This window comes from Bradyrhizobium liaoningense (genome assembly GCF_018130955.1).
Taxonomy (GTDB): domain Bacteria; phylum Pseudomonadota; class Alphaproteobacteria; order Rhizobiales; family Xanthobacteraceae; genus Bradyrhizobium; species Bradyrhizobium liaoningense_C.
Genome location: NZ_JAFCJM010000010.1, coordinates 141,573 through 160,794 on the forward strand (window position 1 = coordinate 141,573; position 19,222 = coordinate 160,794).

Below are 19,222 nucleotides of genomic sequence, written 5' to 3' on the forward strand. Positions count from 1 at the left end.
GCGTCTTGTCGTGTCAGCCGCCGGCCGCATCGAGCCAGGCCAGGATCAGCGTGGCCAGATCGTCGCTGTTGTCCTCGATCATCATCATGTGACCGTTGCCGTTGATGCCGCGATCCGGCAGCCAGACGAATTCGGCGCCGAAACAGGCCGCGGTCGCCGCGTCGACCTCGCGCGGATGACGGGGGTCATGCTCGCCGGTGACGATCAGAATGTCATGGGCATGCAGGTTGCGAGGATCGTCGACTCTGAGACCGCGTCCGCCGATGTTGAAGCGCTCGTTGAGGATGCGGGGACTTTCGGGGACGATGGACGCGAAATAATCCTTGAACGCAGCCTGCGGGAAACGCGGCGTATTCGCCCAGGACGCGGCCGCGAATTCGGCGCTCAGCCAGACCGGCCGACCCTCGACCGCGTGGACCGGTCGGCCGGCGCTTGCATCATCGCGCAGCGCGGCGACCGCCGCCGGATCGTCCGGCAAATCCTTCAGCAGATTGGCGGGCGGGCCGGGTGCGATGCCGACGACCGCGCGGACGAGATCGGGACGCCGCTCGGTCATCCACCACGCCATCGGGCCGCTGGCCGAATGCACGAGCAGCACGGCGGGGCCGATCTCCTCGAGCAGCACGAGCAGGGAATTGGCCACGTCCGCGGTGCCCAGCGACGGAAAGTCCGCCCGCTGCGGCGAGCGGCCATGGCCCGGCCAGTCCGGCACGAACACATGCCGGCCCGTGGCTGCGAACCGTGGCGCCCACCCCGGTCGCAAATCCGGCGTTGCCATGTAGCAGGTGCCGGTATGGGCGGCACCATGCACCATCACGACAGGGGTCTTTTCCGGTGCGCGCCCGGGCGGCCGCACATGATCGACATAGATCGGATGCGCCTCGGTGCCCGCGTAGAAGCACGACGGCCCCTGCGCGCACAGCAAATGCGTCCGTCGCGCGGACGCGACGGGTCCCGCCTTGTTCACAGCCGGCGATCTCCCAGAGTTCTGTTCTGTTCGGCCGCGATGTTAGGATGAGATCAATCCGGAAAGCAATGAGAAAGTCACATATGAGACTATCTAAAAAGGGTGCGGCCAAACCCGATCCAAAGGAAGGCGCGGACCGCACCAAGGACGTGCTCGGCGGCACCGAGATCAGAATCGCCTACAAGATGGGCTACGTCCTGAACTTCTACCGCGAGCCATCGTTCCGGAAGATCGAGATGGAGCTCGGCATCACCCGCCCGGAGATCGTCACGCTGATCTTTCTGAATTTCCGCGAGGGCGTGACGGCGAGCGAAATCTGCGAGTTCTCAGGCCACCTCAAGGCCAATATCAGCCGCGGGATCATCGCGCTCGAGAAGAAGAAGCTGCTGCGTCGCGATGTCGACAAGAACGACAATCGTCGCCAACGGCTGTATCTGACGCCGGCCGGCCGCGCGCTCTATGCCAAATACATCCCCGCCTTGCGCGAGCGCGAACGGGCGATGCTGTCATGCCTGAGCGCGTCCGAACGCAAGCTGTTCGAGGGCCTGCTCGACAAGCTCGCTGAACATGTCCCGCATTGGACTGCGCTCGATGAGCTGTGAAGGGCGAGCGCGAAGCAATGACGAGGAGGTTCTAGGGTCATTCCGGGGCGATGCGAAGCATCGAACCCCAATTCGCAATTGCGAATTGTGGAATCTCGAGATTCTCAGGTGCGCAATTGCGCACCATAGTTCGGTCCTGCGGACCGCCCCGGAATGACTGTGAAACCATCACCACACCGCCGTGCCCTTCATCGTCGGCTGCCCTTCCGCATTCGCCGTCCACAGCTCCATGCCGGCGTCGGTCTCATTGGCGTTGATCGAAAACTCAGTGCCCTCGAACAGCGGTTGCAGGCCGCGGTAGGCGAACTTCTTCGGCGCCTTGCCGCCGCGCAGCTTCGCCGCCATCTCGATGATCAGCGCGGCCTGCAACGGCCCGTGGAAGATCAGGCCGGGATAGCCCTCGACCTTGGTGACATAGTCGCGGTCGTAGTGGATGCGGTGGCCGTTGAAGGTCAGGGCCGAATAGCGGAACAACAATACGGGATCGGAGACGTGGCTCTCGCGGTGCCGCGCCTTGGGCGGCGGGGGTGGCGCCTTCGCCGGCGCTGCGGCCGGCACGCTGGTCATCTCGCGATAGACGATGTCCTGCCGCTCGCGGATCGCGACGCCGCGTGGGCTCGTGATGGTGTGCTCGACTGCGACGAAGCACAGCGTGCCGGTCGAGCCGGTCTTCACTGTCACGTCGGCAATGCGCGAGCTCCGCGTCGAGTCATCGCCAACGCGCAACGGCTCCAAAAATTCGATCTCGCCACCGGCCCACATCCGGCGCGGCAGCGGCACCGGCGGCAAAAAGCCGCCGCGGGTCGGATGGCCGTCGAGCCCGAGCATCGACATCGGAAACACCGGCTGCGCCAGGCACCAGTGCACGGTGAACGGCGCCGCGTCGCCCTTTTGGGGCTCGCCGACGTCCTGGAACAGCGTCGCGCGCAAACCCTTGACGAGTTGCGCGGTCACGGTGTCGGTCGCTTCCTGGGTGCGGCCGATCCATTGCCGCAAATGATCGATGTCGAGCTTTTCGGTCATGACGCCTCGCTCTTATGACTTCTTGTTGGGCCGTTCGCCGATCGCGGGCACCGCGCCGTAGGCACGGGTTTCGCCGACGATGATCGGTGCCGGCGCGGGATAGCTGACGCGGCCGTTCGGCGTATCGACCTCGATGCGGCGCAGGTGCGGATGTGTCGTGAGATCTTCCATGGTGTTGACCTCGGCAAACGCAATGTCGGCGTCCGACAGCCGCTTCAACAGCTCATCGCGCGTCATCTTGCCGAAGATGTCGGCGACCGTCGTGTCGGTGAAGTCGCGGTTGCGCACGCGCTCGACCATGTTGGCGACGCGCGGATCGGCGGGCAGGTTCGGCTGGTCCAGCACTTCGGCGCACAGCGTCTTCCATTCCCGCTCGCTCTGGATCGAGATCAAGATGTCCTTGCCGTCCCTGGAGGTGAACACGCCGTAGGGCGCGATCGAGGGATGGCGCAAGCCCATGCGCTTGGGCGGATTGCCGGCCTCGGCATTGAGCAGCGGCACGGTGCACCAGTCGGCCATCACGTCGAACATGGAGATGCGGATGTCGGCGCCCTTGCCGGTGCGCCCGCGTCCGATCAGCGCTTCCAAAATCGCGGCATGCGCGGTGGCGCCGGTCGCAACATCAACGATCGACATGCCCACACGCGAGGCGCCGTCGGGATTGCCGGTGATGGAGGCGAGCCCGCTCTCGGCCTGGATCAGGAGGTCGTAGGCCTTGCGATGCGCGTAGGGGCCTTCGTCGCCATAGCCGGTGATGGTGCAGGAGATCAGCTTTGGATAATCCTTCAGCAGCCGCTCGCGCGAAAAGCCGAGCTTGTCCATCGACCCCGGCTTCAGGTTGTGGATCAGCACGTCGGCGCTCGCGATCAACTTTTCGAGCTCGGCGCGCCCCTCCTTGGTGGCGAGATCGACCACGGCCGATTGCTTGCCGCGGTTGAGCCAGACGAAATAGCTGCTCTGGCCTTTTGCCGCCGCATCATAGCCGCGGGCAAAGTCGCCCTCCGGCCGCTCGATCTTGATCACCTCGGCGCCGGCATCCGCCAGGCGCGAGGAACAGAAGGGCGCCGCAACCGCCTGCTCGACCGCAATCACTCTGATCCCGTCAAGTGCTCCCATGGCAAGACCTCAGTACGAACGGGGCATGCCGAGCACATGCTCGGCGATGAAGGACAGCACGAGGTTGGTCGAGATCGGCGCCACCTGATAGAGTCGCGTCTCGCGAAACTTGCGCTCGACGTCGTATTCCTCGGCGAAGCCAAAGCCGCCATGGGTCTGGATGCAGGCATTCGCCGCCTCGAAGGAGGCATCCGCCGCCAGCATTTTTGCCATGTTGGCCTCCGCGCCGCAGTCGAGCCCCGCCTCGTATTTGCGCGTGGCCTCCTTCACCATCAGCTCGGCCGCGCGCATCGACGCATAGGCTTTTGCGATCGGGAACTGGATGCCCTGGTTCTGGCCGATGGGACGGCCGAACACGACGCGCTCCTTGGCGTAGTTCGATGCCTTCGCGATGAACCATTTTGCGTCGCCGACGCATTCGGCGGCGATCAAAATGCGCTCGGCATTCATGCCGGAGAGGATGTAGCGAAAGCCCTTGCCTTCCTCGCCGATCAGGTTTTCGGCGGGCACGCGCATGTCCGTGAAGAACACTTCGGTCGTGGCGTGGTTCATCATGGTGCGGATCGGGCGGATCTCCAGCCCGTTGCCGCGGGCCTCGCGCATGTCGACGATGAACACGGAAAGACCATCGGTGCGCTTCTTCGCCTTCTCCTTCGGCGTGGTGCGCGCGAGCAGGATCATCAGGTCGGAATGTTCGGCGCGGCTGGTCCAGATTTTTTGGCCGTTGACGACGTAGTGGTCGCCCTCGCGGCGCGCCACCGTCTTGAGCGAGGAGGTGTCCGTGCCGCTGGTTGGCTCGGTGACGCCAAAGGCCTGCAGGCGCAATTCGCCGGTCGCGACCTTCGGCAGATACTTTGCCTTCTGCGCGTCATTGCCGTGCCGGAGCACGGTGCCCATGGTGTACATCTGGGCGTGGCAGCCGCCGCCATTGCAGCCCGCGCGCTGGATCTCTTCGAGGATGGCTGCTGCCGCCGACAGCTTCAACCCCGCGCCGCCATATTCCTCGGGGATCAGCACCGAGAGATAGCCAGCTTCCGTCAGCGCGTCGACGAACTCTTTCGGGTAGGTCATCTGGCGATCGAGCTTGCGCCAGTACTCGCCGGGAAACTGCGCGCAGAGTTTTGCCACAGCGTCGCGGATGTCGGAATAGTCGTCCGGAGAATGTTCCTGGGAATGTTGTTCTTTCGTCATGGCGTTTCCCGTTGGGTGCGGAGAGAAGGATAGCACCTGCCGCTTCGCCGGCGTTGTCTGGACAACGCCAGCCCCCTATGCTCATTTGCTATAGCGTATGGAGTAGCGTTCGAAGACTGGCAAGCATGGATTTCCGTCAGCTCAGGACCTTCAGTTGCGTCGCCGAGCTCGGCAGCCTGAGCAAGGCGTCGGATACGCTGCGCGTCGCGCAGCCTGCGCTGAGCCGGCAGATCAAGCTGTTGGAACACGAACTGCGCGCAGCACTGTTCACGCGCAACGGCCGCGGCATGGTGTTGACCGAGGCCGGCCGGCTGCTGCTCGCGCGCACCTCCGGCATCGTCCGCCAGATCGACCAGATCCGCGACGACATCCAGTCGTCGCAGGGACCGCCGTCCGGGCAGGTCGTGCTCGGCCTGGTTCCGACCGTGAGCTGCGTGCTCTCCGCGCGCTTCGCCCGGCGCTGTGTCGAGACCTATCCCGGCATTTCGCTGCGCATCGTCGAAAGCTACAGCGGGCATCTCGTCGAATGGCTGCATCGCGCCGAGATGGATCTTGCGATCCTCTACGGCCGTTCGGCCGATCTGCATCTGACCACGCAGAGCCTCGGCCGCGACCAGATCGTCGCGGTCGGCCCGCGCGGCTGCGGCCTGTCGCGCAAGAAGAGCGTCGAGATCGGCTGGCTGCTGCGGCAGCGCCTGGTGTTGCCTTCTCATTCGCACGGGCTCCGCGCGCTGATCGAGCATGCAGCGGCGCAGAAGAAGATCAAGCTCGACGTCAAGCTCGAGGCGGATTCCTTCCGGGTGCTCACGAGCCTGGTCGAGGAGGGGCTCGGCTTTGCGCTGTTGCCGCCGTCCTCGGTCCATGGCGAAGTTGCCGCAGGGCGGCTCGAGGCCGCGCCGATTTCAAAACCGATGTCACGCGAGCTCATTGTGGCCTCTCCGATCGACCGCCCGGTGTCGACGGCCACCGCCGCCGTCACGGCGCTCCTGCGCGAGGAAATCGCAGCCTGCCGCAAGGAAGGCGTCTGGGACATCAAGCTGGCCTGAATTTCGGTGCCTTCTTCGCCTCTCCCCGCGCTTGTCCGCCGAAGCCTTGGCGAAGGCGGATGCGGGGAGAGGTCGGCGCGGAGCGCCGGGTGAGGGGAGTCTCCGCGAGTCCAACTGTTATCGTCTTCGCGGATGCAGCCCCTCACCCCGACCCTCTCCCCGTAAGAACGGGGCGAGGGAGGGCACCGATCACTGCCTCGCCATTTCAATGCGGTTTAAGACAGAAGGCCGTGGCCGACCCTTCGCATCTTTTGCGACCAGTCATGCCGGGATTTTATAGCCCACGCCGTTCACGGCCTGGCCGGCATATCGACCGCGCGCATGGTGGCGACGCCAAAGGCGCAGACGCGCCGTTTCCCCTTTGCCTCGGAGACGACCTCCACCTTGGCCACCCCGATCGAGCCGCCGACCTGGATCGATTCGGCGTTCGCAAAGATCTCGTCGCCATCGGCGGGGCCCAAAAAGTTGATCTTGATTTCGACAGTGACGGCGATGCGGCCCTTCGGCAGCGCGGTGCTGACCGCAGCACCTGCCGCCTGGTCGGCAAGGCCCGTGATCACGCCGCCGTGGAAGTGGCCGAAGAACTGCGTCAGCTCGGGCTTCCTCGCCAGCGCCAGCGATACCTTGCCCGGCTCGGCGGCGACGACGCGCATCCCTGAGGAATGCGGGAAGCCGGACACCGCCATGATGTCCGCCAGCATGTCGATCGAATTGGTCTCCACCTTAATCCTCAGCCCGGAATCCGTACCGGCAGCGATTCATAGCCTTTGATGAAGCTCGAATAGATCCGCTTCGGCTCGCCGACCACCTCGATGCGGTCGAAGCGCTTGAGCATCTCCTCCCAGACGATCCGCAGTTGCAGCTCCGCAAGCCGCATGCCGACGCAGCGGTGGATGCCGAAGCCGAACGACAGATGGGTGCGCGGCCGGGGGCGGTCGATGATGAACTCGTTGGGCGTCTCGATCATCTCCTCGTCGCGGTTGCCGGAGACGTACCACATCACCACGCGGTCGCCCTTCTTGATGTGCTTGCCGCCGATCTCGGTGTCCTGCAGCGCCGTGCGGCGCATATGGGCGAGCGGCGTCTGCCAGCGGATCACCTCGGGCACCATGGTGTCGATCAGCGCCGGGTTGGCGCGCAGCTTGTCGTATTGCTCCGGGTTCTCGTTCAGCGCCAGCACCGAGCCCGACATGCTGTTGCGCGTGGTGTCGTTGCCGCCGACGATGAGCAGGATGATGTTGCCCATGAGATTGTCGGGGTCCATGTAGCGCGTTGCCGGATTATGCGCCATCAGCGACAGCAGGTCGTTCCGCGGCTCGGAATTGACGCGCTCGTTCCACAGCTTGGACATGTAAGCGTAGCACTCGTCCATCTCGCGGCGCCGTTCTTCGGCCGACGCAACGATGCCACTCTTGGGCAGGGCGGTCGAGACGTCGGACCAGCGCGTCAGCTTGCGCCGCTCCTCCCAGGGGAAGTCGAACAGCGTCGCCAGCATCTGCGTCGTCAGCTCGATCGAGACGCGCTCGACGAAGTTGAAGGTCTCGTTGCGCGGCAGATTGTCGAGCACGGTCTGCGAGCGCTGGCGGATCAGCTTTGCGAGCTCGTCCAGATGCGTCGGCGTGAACATCGGAGACACCGTCTTGCGCTGCGCCGAATGCCGGGGCTGGTCCATGGCGATGAAGCTCGGCCAGTCATAGCCCTCCGGCACGTCGCGGATCGAGATGCCGCCGAGCGTCGAGTCGGAGGAGAACAGGCCGTGATTGGTGTCGACATGCATGATGTCGTTGTACTTCACGACCGACCAATAGGGCTCGATCGGCGCGTTGGTGCAGTAATGCACCGGCTCTTCCTTGCGCAACCGCTCGAACCACGGCCACAGCGTGTCGTCCTGGAACAGCCGCGGCGCACCGGGATGGAATTTGTCGAGCGGCGTCGCATAGGCCTCCTCGCGGGCGCGGCGCATGCGCTCAGTCTTGTCCACCTTGACCGGCGTCTGGATGTTCATGGGCGGTCGCTCCCGTGTGTTCGTTCGTCTCGTGCCCTCAATGTTATACGCTATAAGTTTACGCCGCAATCTTCACCGGCAGGGTCTCATAGCCCTTCACGAAACTCGAATAGACCCGCCTGGGTTCACCGACCACGTCGATATGATCGAACCGCTTCAAGATCTCTTCCCAGATGATCTTGAGCTGGAGCTCGGCGAGCCGCAGGCCCACGCAGCGATGGATGCCGAAACCGAACGACAAATGCGTGCGCGGCCGCGCGCGGTCGATGATGAATTCGTAGGGGCGCTCGATCGCCTCCTCGTCGCGATTGCCGGAGACGTACCACATCACGACCTTGTCACCCTTCTTGATCTGCTTGCCCCGGAACTCGAAGTCTGCAAGCGCGGTGCGGCGCATATGGGCGAGCGGCGTCTGCCACCGGATCACCTCGGGCACGAAGCTGTCGATCAGGGCCGGATTCTCGCGCAGCTTGCGATACTGGTCGGGATGCTGGCTCAGCGCGTAGATCGAGCCCGACATGGTGTTGCGCGTGGTGTCGTTGCCGCCGACGATGAGCAGGACCAGATTGCCGAGAAAATTCCTGGCGTCCATGTCGCGCGTTGCCGCGCCATGCGCCATCATCGAGAGCAGGTCGCTCTTCGGCGGCTGTTCGATGCGTTCCTTCCACAGCCGCGAGAAATAGTCTGCGCATTCCATCAGCTCGGCCTGTCGCTCCTCCTCGGTGGCGACGAGGCCGTCGGGGCCGGGAATGGTGGTAGCGACATCGGACCACCGGGTCAGCTTGCGACGGTCTTCCCAGGGAAAGTCGAACAGCACCGCGAGCATCTGCGTGGTGAGCTCGATCGAGACGCGATCGACCCATTCGAACGTTTCGCCGCGCGGCAGATTGTCCAGGCACTCGGCCGAGCGCCTGCGGATGTTGGCCGCGAGCTCGTCCAGATGCGTCGGCGTGAACATTGGTGCCACGGTCTTGCGCTGCGCCGCATGGCGCGGCGGGTCCATGGCGATGAAGCTCTCGCGGCGCAGATCCGGGTCGATGTCGCGGATGGTGATGCCGCCGAGTGAGGAGGCCGAGGAGAACACCGAATGGTTGGTCTCGATCTCCATGATGTCGTTGTACTTGGTCACTGACCAATACGGTCCGAACATCGAGTCCTTGCAGTAGTGCACGGGGTCTTCGCGGCGCAGCCGGTCGAAATAGGGCCAGAACGTATCGGTTCTGAACAATTCAGGGTCGCCCGGATCGAATTGGTCCAACGGCAGAGACGATGCACGCTCGCGTAGCGCGTCGAGTTTGGCGGCGCTCTCGATGGTGCCATGCATGACCGGTTCTCCCTGACATCGCGCGCGTTTTTTCGATATTCTGCGCTGCGGTATTTTGGGGTGCAATTACAACCGTTTGCGTGCGTCGGGGCAAGGGCGAGTTTTGCCACGGCGGGCCTTATCAGATCACGTCTGCGCGCCAGGATCCGCGTCGCTCAAGACGCGACGCCGGCGCATGCAAGTGTTCGTCAGGTCACAGTCGGGTGTTACGGATTCGAACCGGCATGGCCCGGCAGCCGACAAATCTCTATAGTTTTGCTGGGATTCGCGTGCCATTCGAGGTTGATCCGTGAATGACTTTCAATGGGCCCCGGTCGGCCCACCCCTTCCAGTTTCGCCGCCGCCGCTGCCACCGGCGCGGGTCGACTTCACCGGCGACCGCGGCGACTTCCGCCGCCTCGTCACCAAGGGCGCCGCGCTGGAGCTCGTCACCTTCGGTTTCTACCGGTTCTGGCTCGTCACCGACATCCGCCGGCATCTCTGGTCGAACACCTCGGTCAATGGCGACGCCGCCGAATATACCGGGCGCGCAAAAGAGCTTCTGCTCGGCTTCCTGTTCGCGCTCGCGATCCTGGTGCCGATCTATCTGGCTTATTTCCTCGTCACCATCGAGGTCGAGCGCTTCCAGGGCTTTGCCTCGACGCCGCTGTTCATCAGCTTCTACGCATTCGGGCAGTTCGCGATCTACCGCGCGCGGCGCTACCGGCTGACGCGCACGGTGTGGCGCGGCGTGCGCTTCTGGATGGACGGCTCCGGCTGGGCCTATTCGCTGCGCGCCATGCTCTGGGGCTTGCTGGTGTTCCTGACGCTCGGACTGGCGCTGCCGTGGCGCGAGGCCTCGCTGGAGCGCTACAAGATGCAGCACTCGCATTACGGCGATCTCAACGGCGATTTCGTCGGCGACGGCTGGACGTTCTTCAAGCGCGGCTGGTGGCTGTGGCTGCTCAGCCCCGTTGCGATCATCATCTTTCCGCTGGCGCCGTTCTTCTATGCGGAGTTCAAGGCCCGGCAGTGGCGCTGGTGGCTGTCCGGCATCCGCATCGGCGGCGTGAGCTTGGAATCGAAGCTGCCGCACGACGCCTTCTATGGCCTGTACTGGAAGGTGATCGGCTGGACGATGCTGTTGTCCATGGCGCTCGGCATGTATGTGAGCATCTGCACCGCCCTTGTCGTCAAGCTCGGGGGCGGCTCCCTTGAGGACGTCGTCGGTGGCGATGGGTTCAACAGCATCCCGCTGCTCGCACTCACCGTGATCGGCTACTTTGCCATGGCGCTTGCATTCAACATCGTCATGCGCGTCTATCTCCAGCGCGATCTCTGGGCAAAAGTGCTGGAAACCACGCATGTGCATGGCATCGAGGCGGCCGCAAACGTCCGTGCCAGCGGCGAGCTCGCCAGCGCGCTCGGCGAAGGCTTTGCCGATGGGCTCGATGTTGCAGGATTCTAGCGCGTGAGTGACGTTTCCCAACCAATCGCAGCCGCGGAACAGCCGCCCCGCATCGCGATCTTCTTCGACGGCGTGACCAGCCGCCGCCGCGAGGTGACGCTCGCGCTTCTTGACCAGCTCGAAATTGTCGAGACCGGCGAGGCAGCGATCCGCTGGGCCTATGCCGACATTCGCCGCGCCGACTCGCCGGCCGGACTCTTGCGCCTGTCCTGCACGAGTGCGCCGCCTCTGGCGCGCCTGGAGGTTCGCGACACGCAGCTTGCCTCCGATATCGTCACGCGCTGCGCACGGCTCGACGAGCACCGGACCAGCCGCCGCGGCGTGGCGAAAATCGTCGGCTGGTCGGTTGCCGCCGCGGCCTCCCTCGTGGCCGTCGTTCTCTTCGGCATGCCGCTTGCCGCCGACCGGCTCGCGCCGCTGGTGCCGGAAGCGCTGCAACAGCGGATCGGCGATGCCGCGGAGGTCCAGGTCAAGGCCATTTTCGGCGGCGGCGTCTGCAACGATCCCGAAGGGCAAGCCGCCTTCACAAAACTCGTGAACCGCATCCGCGACGCCGCCGGCCTCGACGCTTCGGTGAAATCGGCGGTGCTGCCGACATCGGTGCCCAACGCCTTCGCGCTACCCGGCGGCAAGGTCTACATGCTGAAGGGCCTGCTCGACAGGGCCGACAATCCGGACGAGGTCGCCGGCATCCTCGCCCACGAGTTCGGCCATCTCAAGCATCACGACAACATGCGCGGCCTGATCTACAACGGCGGCACCTCGTTCCTGATCGGCCTCTTGTTCGGCGACGTCACCGGCTCCAGCGCCGTGATCTTTGCCTCGCGCAGCGTGGTCGAAGCCTCCTATTCGCGCGACGCCGAGCAGGCCGCCGACACGTTTGCGATCGAGATGATGCACGCACTCGGCCGCTCGCCAAAGCCTGCGGCGGAGCTGATGTACCGCATTACCGGCAAGGAAGGCGGCAAGGGCATCACCATCCTTGCGAGCCACCCGCTGACCGAGGACCGCCTCGCGCGCATGACCAAGGAAGACCAGCCGCCAAGCGGTCCGCCGCTGCTGACGGCGCAGGAGTGGAAAGCGCTGAAGGGGATTTGCGGCGGCAGCGGCAAGGTCTGACGCGCGCGCAGATTACGGCTGCGGTCCCGACAGGTTCATTTCACGCTCGGCCCGGAACACGTTTCCGTAGAGACTTGCGATCCATTGACGGCCGCGCGAGGTGACATTGAGATAGCGTATCGCCGTCTGAATCTGGGGCGCGACGTTGTTCCAATAAAATTGCGGGTACTTGTAGACGATGTCCGCCGGCGTGGCGTAGCCGAGCGTCTTGTTGAGCCCGATCTCCTCGAACTCGTAGAACAGCGCGTTCGACTTTTTCAGATAATTGGGATCGCCGAGCTGGCCGATCAGGTCGGCGGCGCGCAGCAACAACCCTTCCTCTTCGATCAGGCTGTCGTTCGACACTATCGTGTAGGGAAAGCGGGTGTACTCGATCGCCCGGGCAACCCGGTTCGCATCCAGCTCTTCGACCGCGTCCAGGCGCTCGAGGACGAACAGCTTCGACCGGTCGACATGATAGGGGGCAAGGGCGGCATCGGACGATCCCCGCGGCAGACGAACGGTGCCACCCGTGACATCAGAAATGAAGGTCTCGTCTTCATCTCCCTGCACAACGCCGCGAACGTATCCGATGTCGTGAGTCAGGCACGCCAGGATGAAATTCGCATAATCGTTCGCCGTCGTTAGCCGCAACAGCGCGCGTCCGGTCAGGATGTCGTGCCCGGCGAGGGTCACCAGCAATGTATGCTCGATGTTGTGGTACAGGGCGTCGCTGTTGCCGATGCACTCCAGGGTGAGCTTTGCGGCAAACGGAAGCAACTCGGTCAAGCCGGCATTTGAAGCGCCGAATCGGTCCCTGGTCTCCGCGGTGAGAAACGAGCCCAAAGCCTGCGATACAAGTTCCGGAACCGTGATCATTTCAATATTCCGTCAGCGTGACACGTCGGGAATTCGGCGCCTCCAACTACTCGATCGTGGTCGCGCCGGCCTGTTGATTTGAATCAACACCGGCTCCCGTGAGTTCCGGCGCGCGCCATTCACCGTCCGGGGCTTATACGAACCACGCGCTCTTGTTCTTCGCTTTTGCAGAGGCCATCGCGGCGTCGAACTGCGCGCGCGCGGTCTTGTCCGCCCGGTCGTAGGCGGCCTTCATCTCCTTGGCCAGTTCGACCAGCACCGGTGAACCCGCCGGCGGGCTTCCATAGGCGCGGCCAACCGGCGGCAACGCGCCTGCATAGTTGGTCAGCGCCTGGGTCGCCTCGTCGTAAATGGCGGCGCGGAAATATTCGAGGAACGTCCGGATGTTGGCGCGGGCTTCCGTGGAGGCCGTGACGTCGGCCGCCTCGTCCACGACGAGCTGGGCTTCAGCGGTCGACAGCCGTGGAGGCTTCTTCTTGGCCTGGGCGTTGATCCAGTCCATGAAAAGCTTAAGGCCGGCGCGCATATAGGTGCGGCCGGTTTCCTTCTCGTAGGTGGCAACCCATCGCTGCGCCAGTTCGAAGTCCATGAGATGGGAGACTTCGTGAAACAGCGTGCCTGCCGCGTGGGCAGGTTTGTCGAGCAATGCCTTGTCGAGATCGAAGGCGGTGACGAGGCCGAGATGGAAGTCCGTATCCTTCTGTCCGACGACCGGCCCATGCCTCGCGTCGGAACCGGATCCCTTTTCGGGGGTCGCCGTCAGATTGATCTTCCCGGCCTGCCGCTGCGATGTGGTTGCGTTGATCTGGATCTCCGACGTCTCCGCGCCGAAGATCAGTGCCGCGCGCGTCTCGTCGGTTTGCTGGCCGGCCGGCTTGAGAGCGCTCAACGGCGGCAGGATATGCACGTCCTTGAATTGCACGCCGGCATGCGCAAGCGCCTCAGCCTTCCTGGCCTCGGGGTCATAGGCACTGGCGGTCTGAATATCGATCCCGGTCTCGGTCTCGAACGCGTGCCATTTGCCGTTCTTGTCCTGCGCAACGGCCGCAGGCTCAGCCTTCGCCAGTCGGGCCACGGCACTGGCCTGCCGCCTGTCGTCATAGCCGCTGACATCGCCGACTTCGCGCTTGACCAGGATTTGCCTGTCCATGCGGTCCTTGCCGAGCAGCTTGCCGACCAAGGCCGACTGGGGATCGGGCTTCAGTGCGAGGGAGGGTGACCGTCCCGCCTGCTGAACGGTATGCGTCAGCTCATGCGCCATCAGCCGCATGCCCTGCGTGGTGCCGGGCCGGAACCGCTCGCGCGCGAAAGCGATGTGATGGCCGAACGCAAAAGCCTCCGCGCCGAGCGCGGCCGCAGCGCCGGCGGCAGGCGCATCGGTGTGGATTCGCACATGGCCAAAATCGTGGCCGAAGCGCGGCTCCATGAACGCACGTGTCGCGGCATCGAGCGGACGCCCGGGCGAGCGCAAGAGGTCAGCGACGATGGGCGGCGTCTCCGCGCGGGACGTTGCGGGATGAATGGCGGTGCGGCCGAAATCATGACCGGATGAATTGGCTGCGCCATCCACGATCTGATCGGCAACGCGATCGGCGTCCTGCTCGAACGCGTCGCGCGTCGCTTTGGCGGCGAGCGTTGGCGGTGGCGAGGACGTGCGGCGACGGATGCTGGAAACCGGTGCGGTCGCCCGCGTCGCTGTGGCGTGACGGAATGTCATGCAGGCATCGCTCCCCGACCGGAGAATGCACCTCTCGTCAAGTGTAGGTCGCAGGACGGAGCGACGTCCACTGAAAACGCGGATCGGCGGAACTGTCCACGCGCGCAGGGTCTTGAACCTCGGCACCCCCTCCATTGTCCCATAGAGACCCAGTCCAAGCCGAGGGAGAGTTCCATGAGTGCTCAGGACCCGTTTGCTGGCTTCAAGTCCATCCAGAAGGAAGTCTGGTCGACCTTTGCGCCAATGGAGACGTTCACGACGCCGCCGGCGGCGAAACTCGTGAACTTCGCAGGCATTGCCGCCGGTCAGAACGTTCTCGACGTCGGATGCGGAACGGGCGTGACCACGGTCACGGCGGCGCGCAGGGGCGCCAAGGTGCGCGGTCTCGACCTCTCGCCGGTTCTGCTCGAACGCGCGCGGGAGAATGCCGCGCTCGCGAAGCTCGACATCGACTTCAGGGAAGGTGACGCCGAGGACCTTCCCTATGGCAATGGCGAGTTCGACACGGTCATCAGCCAGTTCGGCCATATGTTCGCGCCGCGTCCCGAGGTCGCGGTGTCCGAGATGCTGCGCGTGCTGAAGCCCGGCGGCATCATCGCCTTCTCCACCTGGCCGCCGCACCTCTTCATCGGGCGCATGTTCGCGCTTGTTGGCCACCATCTCCCGCCGCCCGAGGGCGTTGCGCCGCCGGCTTTGTGGGGCGATCCGAAGATCATCGCGGAGCGTCTTGGCGGCAAGGTCGGAAGCGTCTCGTTCGAGATGGACATGATGGCACCGTCCGCGCTGAGCCCGCAGCATTTCCGGCGCCTGATGGAGACCACGGTCGGACCGGTCATGAAGGTCGTCCAGCAGTATAGGGACGAGCCGGACAAGCTGACGAGCCTGCGCGCGGAGCTGGAAGCGCTGATCACGGAGTTCTTCGATCCGGCCGGCAACGTCATGCGTCAGCAGTTTTTGATGACGAAGGCGCGCAAGATCTAAATCGTCCGCGTCATGCATGGGCGTGACCGGGAACCATCTCGCATGTCCGGCGTTGCGACGCTGACGTGGAGGTCCCTCATGAGTAGCGAGCGGGATAGCCAACGTACCACCATCGGATTTGTTGCCCTTGCGGTGATCATCGCAATACTGGCGGCATTCGTCTCGACACTGGCGCGGGTCGATACAAGGACCGCCAACAACGAGACCCCGCCCGGCACGACGGGCCTCGCCAAACCTCGCCCCCCGCTGGACCGCGCGCCAGGCCAGGCGCTGACAGGCGCGAGCGAGGGCGGCAGGACGAATTCGCCTCCCGGGACTCCGTGGCATAAGCCGTAATCGATTGCGCCGGGCGCTCGGTCGCGACGCTCTCTACTCCGCCAGATTGTTCACCTGCTTCACCCAGGCGCGCACGTCCTTGAGCACCTCGGGCAAGAGCGCCTTCACCTCCTGCACCGTCATGCCCGGCCTGATGCGGGGATCGTAGAGCAGGTTGAGGATGTACTGGTCGTAGACGTCAAAATAGCCCATCGACACATTGTCGTTGAACATGGTCCAGGGCACGCTCGACGTGTCGTTGATCGGACCCAGCGACTGCAGGACCTCCTCATAGGCGCAGTCGAGGAAGACGAAGTCGCCATTGTCGATCGTGAGGATGACGTCGGAGTGCTCGATCTCGAATCGCTCGTTCTTGCGGAAGCCGGACAGGCATTGCGGATCGAGCGAGGAGCGGATCTCGCGCGCCTTTTCGGTGCCGTAGAAGGCGGAGATGGTGCGGTAGAGATCGCGGTCGCGCACCAGCTTCACCCGCACATTGGCGGCCTCGCTGTTGTCGGTCATGGCGATGTCGAGATGCTGCACGCGCTTGGCAATGTCGGCCACGACCTTGGCGAGCTGCGCCTTGCGGTCGGCGCGGCCGTCGCTGTCGGCGAAGACACGCACCGGCGCGTCGAACTTGCGGATGCGGTCGACGCGGCCGGCGAGGTGATATTCGGCGCCGAACGCGGTCTTGAAGAAGCCTTCGACGATCTCGCTGTCGGTAAAGCTCTTGCGTTCGCTGCGCTGGCGCGAGGCGACCGCCGGAAGCTCACCCGCGGTGGCGTTTGCGGCGATGTCGCCTGCAAACATCAGCGCCGCGAGCGCCAGCAGGGCAGCGCGCGGGAGGGACGGGAGCGGGCAAAGTGTGGTCATTGCCATCAGACGCTGCCGTATTCGCACCTGGCGCACAAGACCGCATCGCAGAAGCCGTCCGGTTCCGCCTGTGCCAAATGCGCCCAGAGTCGCGTAGGGTGGGCAAAGCGACCGGCGCGCGCAAAAGCGCGCCCGAAGCGTGCCCACCATTTCGCGGTCATACGGGCGGTGGGCACGCCATCGGCGCGCGTTTGCGCAGCCCGCTGGCTTTGCCCACCCTCCGAATTCCTCAGTGCCGCGCCTAGTTGTTCAGGACCACGACCGTGGTTCCGATCGAGACGCGGCTGTAGAGGTCGGTCACGTCGTCATTGGTCATGCGGAAGCAGCCGGAGGAGACCGCCTGGCCGATGGTCTCCGGCTCGTTGGAGCCGTGGATCCGGTAGAGCGTCGATCCCAGATACATCGCGCGCGCGCCGAGCGGGTTCTCGATACCGCCCTTCATGTGACGCGGCAGGTCCGGCCGGCGGGCCAGCATCTGCGATGGCGGGGTCCAGTCCGGCCATTCCTTCTTGGCGGTGATGCGATGCACGCCGCCCCAGCGGAAGCCGTCGCGGCCGACGCCGATGCCGTAGCGCAGCGCCTGGCCGTTCGGCATCACGAGATAGAGCCGCCGCTCGCCGGTGTTAATGACGATCGTGCCCGGCGCGTAGTTACCGGAATACATCACGGTGGAGCGAGGGATCGGGCTCGAGCCGCCGCCAAGGTAGGAGTTGGAGCTGGTGCCCGTGAAATCGAACATGCCCGCGGACGCGCCGCCCGCGCCGATCGTGAGAGCCGCGACAGTGGCAACGGATGCGGCAAAAAACCGGATCATTCCTTCCCCCAGAAAAAATCGATGCAACAGGGCTCACAGGCCATATTTGCAGGCATTTCGCAACCCACGGACCCGTGAGGAGGGTATTCCTTAACGAACGGCGTTAGCGAATTCACACCAAGCCTCGCCGTCAAACCCGTATTAGCCAAGCCGCCCGATCGCGGGGGCGGGCAGGGCAGCAATGCCGGCACCCGGCTTGACGAAAAACGGCGAACAATGACTGATCGAAGGATGGATCATGAGGTCGCGGGAATATTGGAGCGAAGACGATGAACGGTGCGGAAAGCCTGGTGCGGACGCTTGTGGCTGGCGGCGTTGACGTCTGCTTCACCAACCCTGGTACGTCCGAGATGCACTTTGTCGCAGCGCTCGACAAGGTCCCGGGCATGCGCTGCGTGCTCGGCCTGTTCGAGGGCGTGGTGACCGGCGCGGCTGACGGCTATTTCCGCATGAAGGGCCAGCCGGCCTCGACGCTGCTGCATCTTGGGCCTGGGCTGGCCAACGGCCTTGCCAATCTGCACAACGCCAAGAAGGCCAATTCCGGCATCGTCAACATCGTCGGCCAGCACGCGACCTACCATATCGGCTACAACGCGCCGCTGACCTCCGACATCGAAGGCCTGGCACGGCCGATGTCGTCCTGGGTCCGCACCTCGCCGGACGCGAAGTCGGTCGCCGCCGACGGTGCCGCCGCGATCGCCGCCGCCAGGAGCGCCCCGCCGCAGATCGCGACCCTGATCCTGCCGGCCGACACCGCCTGGAACGAGGCCGACGGCATCGCCGAAGTGCCGGCGGAGCAGCAGCGCGCAAGCTATTCGCCGCAGGCGGTCGAGAAGGCCGCAAGAATCCTGCACGGAGACGGCGAGGGCACACTGCTCCTGATGACCGGCAGCGCGCTGAGCGAAAAGGGGCTGGCGTTCGCCGAGCGCATCGCCGGCAAGACCGGCTGCAGCGTGATGGGCCCGACCTTCCGTCCCAAGATGGCCCGCGGCCGCGGCCGCTTCTCCATCGATCGCATCCACTACGTGATCGAGAATGCGCTGCCAATGCTGGCGAAGTTCCGCCACATCGTGCTGGTCGAGTCCGACGATCCGGTGGCGTTCTTCGCCTATCCGAACAAGCCGAGCATGCTCAAGCCTGAGGGCTGCGAGGTGCATCGCATGACCTCCTGGGGCGAGAACTCGGTCGCGGCCCTCGAGGCGCTCGCCGGTGCCGTGAAGGCGAGCGCGAAGGACGTCAAGCCGCAGGCTCTGCAGGAGCTGGTGAAGCCGACCGGCGCGCTGACCTTCGCCTCGATCGCGCAGGCGATTGCGTGCGCCATCCCCGAGAACGCGATCATGGTGGATGAATCGCTCACCACCGGCCGCGGCTTCTTCCCGCCGACGGCGGCGGCCGCCCCGCACGACTGGCTGCAGAACATGGGCGGTTCGATCGGCTTCTCCACGCCGCTCTCGATCGGTGCGGCGATCGCCTGTCCGGATCGCAAGGTGATCACCATGGTCGGCGACGGCAGCGCGATGTACACGATCCAGTCGCTATGGACCCAGGCGAGAGAGAACCTCAACATCGTCACGATCGTGTTTGCCAACCGCATCTACCAGATCCTGCGCGGCGAATTCGACAATGTCGGCGCCGGCGAACCCGGCCAGCGCGCCAACGACATGCTCAGGCTCGATCGACCGACGCTGGATTTCGTGGCGATGGCGAAGGGCATGGGCGTGTCGGGCCGCGCCGTCACCAACGCGGACGATCTCAACAAGGCTCTCGCCGAGGCCGTTGCCGAGCCGGGACCGCGACTGATCGAAGTCCAGATGTGAGATAAAC

The 19,222-nt window shown here is 64.6% G+C and carries 18 protein-coding genes; 7 read left to right on the forward strand and 11 right to left on the reverse strand.

From position 1 onward, the window contains the following. Nucleotides 1–13 precede the first annotated feature (13 nt). Complete coding sequence (locus JQ632_RS11310) at nt 14–967, reverse strand: alpha/beta fold hydrolase (RefSeq protein ID WP_312015595.1); 954 nt, start codon at nt 965–967, stop codon at nt 14–16. Between the two features lie 83 nt (nt 968–1,050). Between JQ632_RS11310 and JQ632_RS11315 the strand changes: the two genes are divergently transcribed. Beyond that, nucleotides 1,051–1,569 (forward strand): MarR family winged helix-turn-helix transcriptional regulator, encoded by a 519-nt coding sequence (locus JQ632_RS11315; RefSeq protein WP_249151748.1) that lies wholly within the window; start codon nt 1,051–1,053, stop codon nt 1,567–1,569. A 168-nt stretch (nt 1,570–1,737) separates the two neighbouring features. Here JQ632_RS11315 and JQ632_RS11320 read toward each other — a convergent pair whose 3' ends face one another. From JQ632_RS11320 to JQ632_RS11330, 3 genes are read right to left on the reverse strand one after another with little or no spacing between them, the layout of a single operon-like run. Next, entirely contained in the window at nt 1,738–2,592 is an 855-nt protein-coding gene (locus tag JQ632_RS11320; RefSeq protein WP_212402383.1) for a MaoC family dehydratase N-terminal domain-containing protein, read from the reverse strand. 12 nt (nt 2,593–2,604) lie between these two features. Beyond that, on the reverse strand, nt 2,605–3,708 hold the full coding sequence (locus tag JQ632_RS11325; protein ID WP_212402384.1) for a CaiB/BaiF CoA-transferase family protein: 1,104 nt from the start codon (nt 3,706–3,708) through the stop codon (nt 2,605–2,607). Between the two features lie 9 nt (nt 3,709–3,717). Beyond that, complete coding sequence (locus JQ632_RS11330) at nt 3,718–4,899, reverse strand: acyl-CoA dehydrogenase family protein (protein ID WP_212402385.1); 1,182 nt, start codon at nt 4,897–4,899, stop codon at nt 3,718–3,720. Between the two features lie 125 nt (nt 4,900–5,024). On the opposite strand from JQ632_RS11330, the gene JQ632_RS11335 reads away from it, so the two are divergent. Then, complete coding sequence (locus JQ632_RS11335) at nt 5,025–5,945, forward strand: LysR substrate-binding domain-containing protein (RefSeq protein WP_212402386.1); 921 nt, start codon at nt 5,025–5,027, stop codon at nt 5,943–5,945. A gap of 290 nt (nt 5,946–6,235) precedes the next feature. Here JQ632_RS11335 and JQ632_RS11340 read toward each other — a convergent pair whose 3' ends face one another. From JQ632_RS11340 to JQ632_RS11350, 3 genes are read right to left on the reverse strand one after another with little or no spacing between them, the layout of a single operon-like run. Next, the gene (locus JQ632_RS11340; protein WP_212402387.1) at nt 6,236–6,667 is read right to left on the reverse strand and encodes a PaaI family thioesterase; all 432 of its coding nucleotides are present in this window, start codon (nt 6,665–6,667) and stop codon (nt 6,236–6,238) included. 8 nt (nt 6,668–6,675) lie between these two features. After that, nucleotides 6,676–7,950, reverse strand: a complete 1,275-nt coding sequence (locus JQ632_RS11345; protein ID WP_212402388.1) for a cytochrome P450 — start codon at nt 7,948–7,950, stop codon at nt 6,676–6,678. A gap of 58 nt (nt 7,951–8,008) precedes the next feature. Continuing rightward, nucleotides 8,009–9,274, reverse strand: coding sequence for a cytochrome P450 (locus tag JQ632_RS11350; protein ID WP_212402389.1), 1,266 nt, complete (start codon nt 9,272–9,274; stop codon nt 8,009–8,011). A gap of 289 nt (nt 9,275–9,563) precedes the next feature. Here JQ632_RS11350 and JQ632_RS11355 point away from each other — a divergent pair, with 289 nt between their 5' ends. Both JQ632_RS11355 and JQ632_RS11360 read left to right on the forward strand, forming a co-directional pair. After that, nucleotides 9,564–10,721, forward strand: a complete 1,158-nt coding sequence (locus JQ632_RS11355; protein WP_212402390.1) for a DUF898 family protein — start codon at nt 9,564–9,566, stop codon at nt 10,719–10,721. A 3-nt stretch (nt 10,722–10,724) separates the two neighbouring features. Then, nucleotides 10,725–11,840: a M48 family metallopeptidase gene (locus JQ632_RS11360; protein ID WP_312015596.1), complete on the forward strand. Its 1,116-nt coding sequence runs from the start codon at nt 10,725–10,727 to the stop codon at nt 11,838–11,840. A gap of 12 nt (nt 11,841–11,852) precedes the next feature. On the opposite strand, the gene JQ632_RS11365 is transcribed toward JQ632_RS11360, so the two are convergent. Beyond that, entirely contained in the window at nt 11,853–12,698 is an 846-nt protein-coding gene (locus tag JQ632_RS11365) for a metal-dependent phosphohydrolase (RefSeq protein WP_212402391.1), read from the reverse strand. Between the two features lie 133 nt (nt 12,699–12,831). Continuing rightward, the gene (locus JQ632_RS11370; protein WP_212402392.1) at nt 12,832–14,415 is read right to left on the reverse strand and encodes a DUF4157 domain-containing protein; all 1,584 of its coding nucleotides are present in this window, start codon (nt 14,413–14,415) and stop codon (nt 12,832–12,834) included. Between the two features lie 174 nt (nt 14,416–14,589). Between JQ632_RS11370 and JQ632_RS11375 the strand changes: the two genes are divergently transcribed. Together JQ632_RS11375 and JQ632_RS11380 are read left to right on the forward strand one after the other, a co-directional pair. Continuing rightward, complete coding sequence (locus tag JQ632_RS11375; RefSeq protein ID WP_212402393.1) at nt 14,590–15,396, forward strand: class I SAM-dependent methyltransferase; 807 nt, start codon at nt 14,590–14,592, stop codon at nt 15,394–15,396. Nucleotides 15,397–15,474: 78 nt separating this feature from the next. Beyond that, complete coding sequence (locus JQ632_RS11380; RefSeq protein WP_212402394.1) at nt 15,475–15,732, forward strand: hypothetical protein; 258 nt, start codon at nt 15,475–15,477, stop codon at nt 15,730–15,732. A 33-nt stretch (nt 15,733–15,765) separates the two neighbouring features. On the opposite strand, the gene JQ632_RS11385 is transcribed toward JQ632_RS11380, so the two are convergent. Beyond that, complete coding sequence (locus JQ632_RS11385) at nt 15,766–16,584, reverse strand: DUF2927 domain-containing protein (protein ID WP_212402446.1); 819 nt, start codon at nt 16,582–16,584, stop codon at nt 15,766–15,768. A gap of 241 nt (nt 16,585–16,825) precedes the next feature. Beyond that, a complete protein-coding gene (locus JQ632_RS11390) occupies nt 16,826–17,398 on the reverse strand; it encodes a L,D-transpeptidase (protein ID WP_212402395.1) in 573 nt (190 codons plus the stop codon). A 269-nt stretch (nt 17,399–17,667) separates the two neighbouring features. Between JQ632_RS11390 and JQ632_RS11395 the strand changes: the two genes are divergently transcribed. After that, the gene (locus tag JQ632_RS11395) at nt 17,668–19,215 is read left to right on the forward strand and encodes an acetolactate synthase large subunit (protein ID WP_212402396.1); all 1,548 of its coding nucleotides are present in this window, start codon (nt 17,668–17,670) and stop codon (nt 19,213–19,215) included. The last annotated feature ends 7 nt before the right edge of the window (nt 19,216–19,222 follow it).

Excerpts from the sequence above, each read along its gene's own strand:
- JQ632_RS11365 (WP_212402391.1), bottom strand. The coding sequence starts at position 12,698 with ATGATCACGGTTCCGGAACTTGTATCGCAGGCTTTGGGCTCGTTTCTC.
- JQ632_RS11350 (WP_212402389.1), bottom strand. The coding sequence starts at position 9,274 with ATGCATGGCACCATCGAGAGCGCCGCCAAACTCGACGCGCTACGCGAG.
- JQ632_RS11325 (WP_212402384.1), bottom strand. The coding sequence starts at position 3,708 with ATGGGAGCACTTGACGGGATCAGAGTGATTGCGGTCGAGCAGGCGGTT.
- JQ632_RS11315 (WP_249151748.1), top strand. The coding sequence starts at position 1,051 with ATGAGACTATCTAAAAAGGGTGCGGCCAAACCCGATCCAAAGGAAGGC.
- JQ632_RS11385 (WP_212402446.1), bottom strand. The coding sequence starts at position 16,584 with ATGACCACACTTTGCCCGCTCCCGTCCCTCCCGCGCGCTGCCCTGCTG.
- JQ632_RS11390 (WP_212402395.1), bottom strand. The coding sequence starts at position 17,398 with ATGATCCGGTTTTTTGCCGCATCCGTTGCCACTGTCGCGGCTCTCACG.
- JQ632_RS11345 (WP_212402388.1), bottom strand. The coding sequence starts at position 7,950 with ATGAACATCCAGACGCCGGTCAAGGTGGACAAGACTGAGCGCATGCGC.
- JQ632_RS11370 (WP_212402392.1), bottom strand. The coding sequence starts at position 14,415 with ATGACATTCCGTCACGCCACAGCGACGCGGGCGACCGCACCGGTTTCC.
- JQ632_RS11375 (WP_212402393.1), top strand. The coding sequence starts at position 14,590 with ATGAGTGCTCAGGACCCGTTTGCTGGCTTCAAGTCCATCCAGAAGGAA.
- JQ632_RS11380 (WP_212402394.1), top strand. The coding sequence starts at position 15,475 with ATGAGTAGCGAGCGGGATAGCCAACGTACCACCATCGGATTTGTTGCC.
- JQ632_RS11395 (WP_212402396.1), top strand. The coding sequence starts at position 17,668 with ATGAACGGTGCGGAAAGCCTGGTGCGGACGCTTGTGGCTGGCGGCGTT.
- JQ632_RS11330 (WP_212402385.1), bottom strand. The coding sequence starts at position 4,899 with ATGACGAAAGAACAACATTCCCAGGAACATTCTCCGGACGACTATTCC.
- JQ632_RS11320 (WP_212402383.1), bottom strand. The coding sequence starts at position 2,592 with ATGACCGAAAAGCTCGACATCGATCATTTGCGGCAATGGATCGGCCGC.
- JQ632_RS11335 (WP_212402386.1), top strand. The coding sequence starts at position 5,025 with ATGGATTTCCGTCAGCTCAGGACCTTCAGTTGCGTCGCCGAGCTCGGC.